This window comes from Gulosibacter macacae (genome assembly GCF_003865375.1).
Lineage (GTDB): Bacteria > Actinomycetota > Actinomycetes > Actinomycetales > Microbacteriaceae > Gulosibacter > Gulosibacter macacae.
Genome location: NZ_RQVS01000022.1, coordinates 21093 through 30102, shown reverse-complemented (window position 1 = coordinate 30102; position 9010 = coordinate 21093). Strand labels below are relative to the sequence as shown.

Below are 9010 nucleotides of genomic sequence, written 5' to 3'. Positions count from 1 at the left end.
GGGGACCTTGTGGGAGAGTAGGACACCGCCGAACTTTACGTAGAGAAAGCCCGGAGCCTTATGGCTCCGGGCTTTCTTGTTTTTCCGATAACCCAAGCTTTTCCAGTAGTCTTGATGAATACAACTCCACAGCGCACCGTCGAAGGGATGAGGATCATGGCAGCAGACAACCGCAGGGGTGGTTACGGACAGGGCCGTCGGAATGACGGCAACCGTTCATCGGGTGGATCGGGACGAGGACGTTCCGGTGGCCAGGGTCGATTCGATGGTGCGCGCGATGGCGGCGGTGACCGGGGTGGTCGCGGCGGCGACCGGCCTTATCGGTCCGGTCCGCGCCGAGACGGCGACACCGGCGGCGGAAATCGATGGGAGAGCCCGCGCGGTTCGCGTGACGGCGACCGCCGCGGCGGCAATCGCGATGGTCGTCGTGACTGGTCCGGCGGCGAGCGCTCCGGAGGGGAGCGCTCAAGCGGCGGCGAACGTCGTGGCTATGGGCGTCGCGACGATCGCGGCGAGGGCCGCGGGGGACAGCCTCGAGATGGCGAGCGCGGCTACGCCAGCCGCGGCGACGTTGAGCGTGGCTATGGGAACCGCGGCGATGGTGAGCGTCGCTCATATCGCGGTGATGACCGACGCCAGCAGGACGGACGTGGAGAGCGCCGTGGTGAAGGCCGCGGTGGTTACGGTTCGGACCGACGTGGCGGAGAACGCAATGAACGCGGCTTCGGCGCGCAGGGCCGTGGCGATGGTGAGCGCGGCGGTTATGGCGAACGCCGAGGCTACGGCGACCGTCGTAACTCGGAAGGACGTGAGGAGCGTCGTGGCTACGGTTCTCGTGGCGGTCAGCGCGACGACCGCGGTGGCAATCGCGACGGACGCAGTAGCTACTCGCGCGGTGAAGGCCAGCAGCGACGTGACGGTGAGGAGCGTCGTGAGGGTTATCAGCGCGGCGGCGGTTATCAGCGTCGCGACGACCGTGGCAGTCGTGACAGCGGCCGTGACGGAGGTCCGCGCCGCGAGTGGCAGCGCCGCGACGGCGATGACCGCGACAACCGTGGGCGTGGCGGCGAACGTCGCGAAGGCGGCTGGCGTGGCGGCGAACGCAGCGATGGCGCACGACGGGACGGAGAACGGCGAGGCGGCGACGGACGACGTGATGAGCGTCGAAGCTTCGACCGCGATGGTGGCAGCCGCGGACGTGATTTCCAAGGCCGCGACCGTCGTGACTCTCGCGGTCCTGAAGACGAGCAACGCGAAGTCGTTTCGCGCCCGCAAGAACTGCGGCCGGTCCGCGAGTTCCACGAGGATCCGGAGATTCCCGCCGAGGTTACCGAGCAGGATCTGCCCTTCGCAGCTCGCGTCGAGCTCAAGACGCTGACCAAGGAGAATGCTGAGTTTGTGGCGCGGCATCTCGTCATGGCTTCAGCGCTCATCGAAACAGATCCCGAACTTGCGCACGAGCATGCGCTGAGCGCATCCCGTCGCGGTGGCCGCATTGCCATGGTGCGGGAGACGCTCGCGATCACCGCCTACACAATCGGTGACTACGCACTCGCGCTTCGTGAACTGCGCACGTATCGCCGCATCTCAGGTCGCGACGATGAAATCGCGCTCATGGTCGACTGCGAGCGTGGACTCGGCCGTCCTGACCGGGCGCTCGAACTCGGTCGCTCGGTTGATCGCAACAAGCTTGAAGTGAATCAGCAGGTGCAGCTCGCGATTGCCATGTCGGGTGCGCGACTTGACCAGGGTCAGGCAGAACTCGCACTCGCCGAGCTCGAGATCCCGCAGCTCGACCGAACTCGTGCGTTCTCGTACAGCCCGGCGCTTTTCGCTGCCTATGCTGCGGTTCTCGAAGAACTTGGTCGCGCAGATGAAGCCGCAACGTGGCAGACGGCCGCTGAGCGTGCCGAACGTGCGCTCGAGGCAGCCGGACACAATGAGTTCGAAACCATCGACATCATCACCGAGCGCGACCCTAACGCACCGGAGTGGGAACCGGGTGATGTGGAGGAGGGCTTCGACACGGAGTCGCAGAGTTCGTCGCGCGACGACGAGGTTGCCACACCGTCGGATGCGGATGCGGATGCGGATGCGGATATGGATGTGGCGGCCGACGACGATACTGACGTGGACGGCGAAATCGATGATGTAGACGATCCGACCGACGACGACCTACCAGTGGTGGCTGACGCCGCTGATTGGGAAGCTCCGGCGGATCTGCAGGCGCAGATCAAGGCCGAGTACGACGAGATCATCGCCGAAATCGAGCAGGCTGCCGACGCTGCGGCACAGGAGACTGCTGTCGTGTCGGAGGCTCCGGCTACCGTCGAGACCGACGTCGAGACCGACGTCGTCGCCGACGCCACGGCTGAGGCTGAAGGTGACCGTGACGGTGACGCTAACACCGACGCTGAAGCCAAGAACGACGAAGACGAAGACGACACGCAATTGTCGCTCTTCGACCTCTAGGAGACGAGCAATGGCCCTGTTCCGCCGCAATGCTGGCAATCACGACACCGGCACTGGCCCGGCACCGATTGCCGGCGTCGACGTGGTGCTCGCCGACCTCGACGGCGTGGTGTATCGCGGGCCCAACGCGGTACCTCACGCAGTCGAACAACTCAACGCCTTCGCCGAGCGGGGAATCAGAGTTGGCTACATCACCAACAATGCGGCGCGCACCGATGCCGATGTAGCGGGCCACCTCCGCGAGCTCGGTCTGCACACCGAGCCGAGTGATGTCGTCACGAGCCCGCAAGCGGCCGTGCGGATGCTCGCCGAGCACGTGCCAGCCGGAGCGCTTGTCCTCGTCGTCGGCGGCGACGGGCTTGTCGACGAACTCACCAAGGCGGGCTTCCGCATTACCCGTTCGGCCGAAGACAATCCGGATGCGGTCATCCAGGGCTTCGCACCCGAGGTCGGCTGGCTGCAATTGGCTGAGGCTGCGTATGCGCTCTCGCGCGAAATCCCGTGGGTCGCCACCAACCAAGACTGGACAATTCCGCGCGAACGCGGCATTGCTCCCGGCAATGGCACGCTCGTGTCGGCGGTCCACACGGCAGTGCAAAAGCTCCCGCTCGTTGCCGGTAAGCCCGAGACGCCGTTGTTCGAGGCCGCGGTGGCGCGCTTCGGTGCGAACGCGCCACTCATGATCGGCGACCGGCTCGATACCGATATTCGCGGGGCGAATCGCGCCGGCATTCCTTCGGCCCTCGTGCTCACTGGTGTCGATCAGGCCAAGCAACTCATCGCCGCCGGTCCGGAAGACCGACCCGACTTCATCGTTGACGATCTGCGCGGTCTTGACGAGCCGTACCCGAACGTCGTGGTCGAGCATCCTGAATCGGAGGTTGTCGACGCTCGCGTTGGTAACGAGCGGTGCACGCTCGAAGGAATCAGCCTGCGCATCCGCTCCAAGGGCTCGAACAAGCTTGATTTGCTGCGGGCAGCCTGCGCGGCGATCTGGAACTCCGACAAGCTCATCTATGCGCTCGAGATTCCCGAGTCGCTCTACCGGCAGGGCGATGCCGAGTGACCGACGACCTGCAGTCGAGCGAGGCTGAGGGCAACGTGACAGAGCCCGGCCACGAGTCGCGTGCATCCGACCGGTTCAGCACGGTGCCGCTCTCCGAGCGCGCGGCCGCCTACGATGCCGAGCTTGAGGCGCTGCGTCGCGCGCTTGACGACGAGGATGAACCGCTCGATTTTGATGCGGATCGCGAGCGTGACTGAACGCCTCGACCACGCGCTTGCCAGCCGAAGGTTGGCGCGCAGTCGCACCGCTGCTGCGCGCCTTATTGCTGACGGCCAGGTCGAAGTCAATGGCAAGGTTGTCGTCAAGGCCGCTCGCACAGTGAGCGATGCCGACCAATTGCGCGTACGTGAGGCGCTCGCCTACGTGTCTCGAAGCGCGGAAAAGCTCTTGGTCGCACTCGACGAGTTCGAAATTGATCCGTCCGGTCGAGTCGCAATCGATTTCGGTGCTTCGACAGGTGGCTTCACCCAGGTGCTGCTCGAACGCGGCGCGAGCGAGGTGATTGCGCTCGACGTCGGCCATGATCAGCTCGCGCCGATTCTGCGCTCCGACGTGCGAGTGACGAACATCGAGGGCGAGAATGCGCGCTATCTCGATGCGACGAAACTTGACCGACGCATACGTGCCGAGCGAGGCGACCGCCCGGCACTCACCAGCGCAGACATCGGCCTCGTAGTCGGTGATATCTCCTTCATCTCGCTGCGGCACATCGTGCCGGCAATGCGCGCCAGCGTGCCGCAGTTGCGCGATGCGGTACTCCTCGTCAAACCCCAATTCGAAGTCGGCCGCACGCAAATCAGCGGTGGCATCGTGCGCGATGCCGCGGTAGCCGCAGACGCCGCCATCGACGTGGTGCGTGAAGCCACCGAGTGCGGTCTCGCACTGGCCGGATTCGTGCGTTCGCCGATTACCGGCACGCACGGCAATCGAGAGTTTCTTGCCTGGTTCCGGCCCGACGATTCCAGTGACGGCGAGAGCGGCAGGGCACCGGTCAACCGAAATCAGCAACAATGGGAGGATCACATTCGGTCGACGGTCGCGGGAGGAACGGCATGACGCAAACACCAGGCGCTGAGGCGCGTCGTGTCTTGATCATCAGCCACTTCGCGCGCGAAGAAGCGATCGAAGCCTCGCTCAATGTGATCCGCATGCTCGATGAGCGTGGCATCGTGCCGGTGCTCGAAGATGACTCGCAGTGCGAACTGCTTGAGAACGATGCGCAGCCGCTGCCCGAGAGCGTGCAACTCCTCACGATCGACTGCGAGATTGGCGATTGTGAACTCGTCATCGTGCTCGGGGGCGATGGCACGATCCTGCGCGGAGTTGAGATTGCGCGTCCGGGCGATGTGCCAGTGCTCGGCGTGAACCTGGGGCATGTGGGCTTCCTCGCCGAAAGCGAACGCGACTCACTCATCGCCGTCATTGAAAGTGTCGCCGCACGCGAATACGACGTCGAAGAGCGTCTCGCGATCGACATTTTTGTTGAGGATGAGCAGGGCGTGCAGAAGACCGGCTGGGCGCTCAACGAAGCGAGTATCGAGAAGGGCAATCGCGAGCGGATGCTCGATGTGGTCATCGACATCGACGGCGAACCGCTGTCGAGCTTCGGTTGTGATGGTGTGCTGCTGTCGACACCGACCGGCTCGACCGCCTATTCGTTCTCGGCTGGGGGACCGGTCGTCTGGCCCCAGGTTGAAGCCATGCTCGTCGTGCCGGTCTCGGCGCATGCCCTGTTTGCGAAGCCGCTCGTCGTGGCACCCGACTCTGTGATCGGCTTGGAAATCCATCCGCGCGATGGCTCGGCCGCAGTTGTCTGGTGTGATGGCCGTCGCAGTCTCGAACTCCCAAGTGGCACCCGTATCACTGGCACCCGTTCCAAGCAGCCGGTGAAACTTGCCCGCCTGCATCAGGCGCCGTTTACGACACGGCTTGTGAAGAAGTTTCAATTGCCGATCGTCGGCTGGCGGGGGCCGCGCTAAATGCTCGACGATCTCGAGATCCGCGGACTCGGTGTCATCGACCGAGCCCGCCTCGAATTGCGCCCGGGGTTCACCGCGATTACAGGTGAAACCGGCGCTGGCAAGACCATGGTGGTCACGGCGCTCGGGCTCCTTCTTGGTGGCCGCTCCTCAGCTGGCTCCGTACGCAAGGGTGCCGAGCGGGCCCAGGTTGATGCTCGGGTGACGATCGATCCAGCTGGCGCAATTGCTGACCTCGTCGACGACGCCGGCGGCGAAATCGAACGGTACGAGGGCGACGACGGCACCCCACGCGCCGACCTCCTCATCGCACGCCAGGTCGCCGCAACCGGACGATCCCGGGCCTGGCTCGGCGGACAAAGCGTGCCCGCGAGCCGGCTTGCCGAGGCAGGGGAGCGGCTGGTTGCGGTGCACGGCCAATCGGAGCAATTGCGGCTCATTGAAGAGCCCGCGCAGCGCGCCGCACTCGACGCCGCCGCTGGAAGCGCCGCCCAAATTGCCCTCACCGAGGTGGCGACAGCTTTTGATCGACTCGCCGAATTGCGCGCCGAACTCAGCCAATTGCAGGCCGGCGCCGAAGCACGCGAGGCTGAGCGTGTCGACCTGCGCGAGCTCGTCGACGAAGTTGAGCGGGTTGATCCGCAACCCGACGAAGACTCGCAATTGCTCGCCCGCATCGAACGACTCAGCCATCGCGAAGAGCTGCGCGCACAGATCGGCGAAGCCCACGGCATCCTCGCCGGTGACGATGCCCCGATCGGCTCGCTACGAGATCTCAGTCGCGATGTGCACTCGCGCATCGAGCGCTCATTGCGCAATGACCCGTCGCTTGACCGCGCACTCGAAGCCGCAGCCGACCTCGACTATGCCGTCGACGAACTCGCGACCCTGCTCGCCGGGTATCTTGCCGACCTCGACACCGAGGGCATTGGCGAACTCGAAGCTCTCGATGACCGACTCGCGGCAATCGAAGAACTCAAGCGCAATCGCAGGCTCACCTTGCAGGAGCTACTCGAGGCGTACGGCAACGCCGGCACCCGACTGCTCGAACTCGCCGGTGATGACACCCGCATCCCGGTGCTGGTTGAAGAAGTTGCCGAGGCCGAAGCGACCCTCAAGAACGCGGCCGAATCGCTCTCGGCGCTTCGCCGCGCCACCGCCGATGAACTCTCCGCTCGCGTGAGCGACGAACTTGTTATGCTCGCGATGCCCAACGCGCGGTTTGAAGTCGTCGTGACTGAGGCGGGGGAGATCCGCAGACACGGTCAGGACCGCATCTCGTTCCGCTTGCGTCCGCATCCCGGCAGCGACGCGCTCCCGCTCGCGCAGGGGGCCTCAGGCGGTGAACTCAGCCGAGTCATGCTTGCCCTTGAAGTCGTGCTTGCGGGCGCGAATCCGGTGCCGACGCTCGTGTTCGATGAGATCGACGCCGGTGTCGGTGGTGCGGCAGCGCTCGAAATTGGCGCTCGGCTGCAGCGGCTCGCCCGCTCGAGCCAGGTCGTCGTGGTCACGCACCTCGCCCAAGTGGCCGCCTTCGCCGACCACCACCTGCGCATTGAAAAGTCGACCGACGGCGAAGTGACGTCGTCGTCGATCACCGAATTGGATGCGGAAGCGCGCGTCGCCGAAATGACGCGCCTGCTGTCGGGGCTCAGCGATTCGAGCACCGGCCGAGCCCATGCCGAGGAGCTCCTGCGCCTCGCCGCCGAGACTGCGCCGACTGCCGCTTCGTGAGATAGGATCGAACCCCGTGAACGACACTCTTTCTGGCTCCGGTTCAACTCCGACCGATACTCCGGTCAAGCAAATCTTTGTGACCGGCGGTGTCGTCTCGTCACTCGGCAAGGGACTCACCGCGGCAAGCCTCGGTAACCTGCTCACCGCGCGCGGCCTGCGCGTCGTGATGCAGAAGCTTGACCCCTATCTCAACGTCGACCCGGGCACGATGAACCCGTTCCAGCACGGTGAGGTGTTCGTCACCGAAGACGGCACCGAAACCGACCTCGACATCGGGCACTACGAGCGCTTCCTCAACGTCGACCTCACCGCAGCGGCGAACGTGACCACCGGTCAGGTCTACTCGACCGTCATCGCCCGCGAGCGTCGCGGCGAGTTCCTCGGTGACACCGTGCAGGTCATCCCGCACATCACCGACGAAATCAAGCGCCGCATGCGCCTGCAGGCGAGCGAAGAGCCCCGCCCCGACGTCATCATCACCGAGGTCGGTGGCACGATCGGCGACATCGAGTCGCAGCCCTTCATCGAGTCGGCTCGCCAGATTCGACACGAACTCGGTCGCCACAACGTTTTCTTCGTGCACGTCTCGCTCGTTCCCTTCATGGGCGCCTCGGGTGAGCAGAAGACCAAGCCGACCCAGCACTCGGTCGCGGCCCTGCGCTCGGCGGGTATTCAGCCGGATGCGCTGGTGCTCCGCAGTGACCGTCCGGTGACCGAGGCGAACAAGTCGAAGATCGCGCTCATGTGTGACGTTGACTCGCGCGCGGTGGTGAACACCCCTGACCTCTCGTCGATTTACGACATCCCGGCAACACTGCGCGAGCAGGGCCTCGACGAATACATCATCGAGCAGCTGCGTCTGCCCGTCGGCGACTTCGAGTTTGGTGACTGGGAGCAGTTGCTCCAGGTGGTGCACAACCCCAAGCACACCGTCACGATCGCACTCGTCGGCAAGTACATCGATCTGCCCGACGCGTACCTATCGGTGTCGGAAGCGCTCAAGGCTGGCGGCTTCGCCAACCAGGCGAAGGTCGAATTGCGCTGGGTTGCCTCCGACGACTGCGAGACCCACGAGGGTGCTGCTGAACACCTCAGCGACGTCGATGGCATCTGCGTGCCCGGAGGCTTCGGGATCCGCGGCATCGAAGGCAAGCTTGGCACGTTGCGCTTCGCCCGCGAGAACCGCATCCCAGTGCTTGGCCTCTGCCTCGGCCTCCAGTGCATGGTCATCGAATACGCGCGTAATGTCGCCGGCATCGAGGGCGCCTCATCGACCGAGTTCGACCCCGAGACGACCGCACCGGTGATTGCCACCATGGCGGAGCAGATCGACATTATTGATGGCGGCGATCTCGGCGGCACCATGCGTCTTGGCTCGTACGAGGCGAAGCTCGACGAAGGATCAGTGGTGGCCGGTGCCTACGGTGCCACGACCGTTACCGAACGCCACCGTCACCGCTATGAGGTGAACAACGCCTACCGTGACGCCATCGCCGACGCTGGTCTGCGTTTCTCGGGCACGTCACCCGACGGTTCGCTCGTTGAATTTGTCGAGCTGCCTGCCGAGGTGCACCCGTACTATGTGGCGACCCAGGCGCATCCCGAGCTGAAGTCGCGTCCGAACCACGCGCACCCGCTCTTCCGCGGACTCGTTGCCGCAGCGCTCGAGCGTCAGGCGGCGAGCCGTCTCGTCGAGATAGACGACGCCGAGGTCACCGGGGCTGACTCCACCGATTCAGTGGCCTAGGCACACACC

The 9010-nt window shown here is 64.8% G+C and carries 8 protein-coding genes; all 8 read left to right on the top strand.

Annotated elements, in window-relative coordinates; genetic code table 11:
* Window positions 1-202: 202 nt before the first annotated feature.
* From EG850_RS12495 to EG850_RS12460, 8 genes are read left to right on the top strand one after another with little or no spacing between them, the layout of a single operon-like run.
* Window positions 203-1378, top strand: coding sequence for a hypothetical protein (locus EG850_RS12495; protein WP_124973972.1), 1176 nt, complete (start codon window positions 203-205; stop codon window positions 1376-1378).
* Between the two features lie 38 nt (window positions 1379-1416).
* Complete coding sequence (locus EG850_RS12490; protein WP_185715073.1) at window positions 1417-2472, top strand: tetratricopeptide repeat protein; 1056 nt, start codon at window positions 1417-1419, stop codon at window positions 2470-2472.
* A 10-nt stretch (window positions 2473-2482) separates the two neighbouring features.
* Window positions 2483-3538 (top strand): HAD-IIA family hydrolase, encoded by a 1056-nt coding sequence (locus EG850_RS12485; RefSeq protein ID WP_124973970.1) that lies wholly within the window; start codon window positions 2483-2485, stop codon window positions 3536-3538.
* Complete coding sequence (locus tag EG850_RS12480) at window positions 3535-3735, top strand: hypothetical protein (RefSeq protein WP_124973968.1); 201 nt, start codon at window positions 3535-3537, stop codon at window positions 3733-3735. The genes EG850_RS12485 and EG850_RS12480 overlap by 4 nt, the downstream gene beginning before the upstream one ends.
* Window positions 3728-4594 (top strand): TlyA family RNA methyltransferase, encoded by an 867-nt coding sequence (locus tag EG850_RS12475; RefSeq protein ID WP_235829327.1) that lies wholly within the window; start codon window positions 3728-3730, stop codon window positions 4592-4594. The genes EG850_RS12480 and EG850_RS12475 overlap by 8 nt, the downstream gene beginning before the upstream one ends.
* On the top strand, window positions 4591-5517 hold the full coding sequence (locus tag EG850_RS12470; RefSeq protein ID WP_124973966.1) for an NAD kinase: 927 nt from the start codon (window positions 4591-4593) through the stop codon (window positions 5515-5517). Before EG850_RS12475 ends, EG850_RS12470 begins: the two co-directional genes overlap by 4 nt.
* Window positions 5518-7251 (top strand): DNA repair protein RecN, encoded by a 1734-nt coding sequence (gene recN, locus EG850_RS12465; RefSeq protein ID WP_124973964.1) that lies wholly within the window; start codon window positions 5518-5520, stop codon window positions 7249-7251.
* Complete coding sequence (locus EG850_RS12460) at window positions 7196-9001, top strand: CTP synthase (protein ID WP_124973962.1); 1806 nt, start codon at window positions 7196-7198, stop codon at window positions 8999-9001. Before recN ends, EG850_RS12460 begins: the two co-directional genes overlap by 56 nt.
* Window positions 9002-9010: the final 9 nt, after the last annotated feature.

What these genes read in the sequence shown, in the direction of transcription:
- EG850_RS12485 (WP_124973970.1), top strand. Translation starts at nt 2,483, where the DNA reads ATGGCCCTGTTCCGCCGCAATGCTGGCAATCACGACACCGGCACTGGC.
- EG850_RS12460 (WP_124973962.1), top strand. Translation starts at nt 7,196, where the DNA reads ATGCCGAGGAGCTCCTGCGCCTCGCCGCCGAGACTGCGCCGACTGCCG.
- recN (WP_124973964.1), top strand. Translation starts at nt 5,518, where the DNA reads ATGCTCGACGATCTCGAGATCCGCGGACTCGGTGTCATCGACCGAGCC.
- EG850_RS12470 (WP_124973966.1), top strand. Translation starts at nt 4,591, where the DNA reads ATGACGCAAACACCAGGCGCTGAGGCGCGTCGTGTCTTGATCATCAGC.
- EG850_RS12490 (WP_185715073.1), top strand. Translation starts at nt 1,417, where the DNA reads ATGGCTTCAGCGCTCATCGAAACAGATCCCGAACTTGCGCACGAGCAT.
- EG850_RS12495 (WP_124973972.1), top strand. Translation starts at nt 203, where the DNA reads ATGACGGCAACCGTTCATCGGGTGGATCGGGACGAGGACGTTCCGGTG.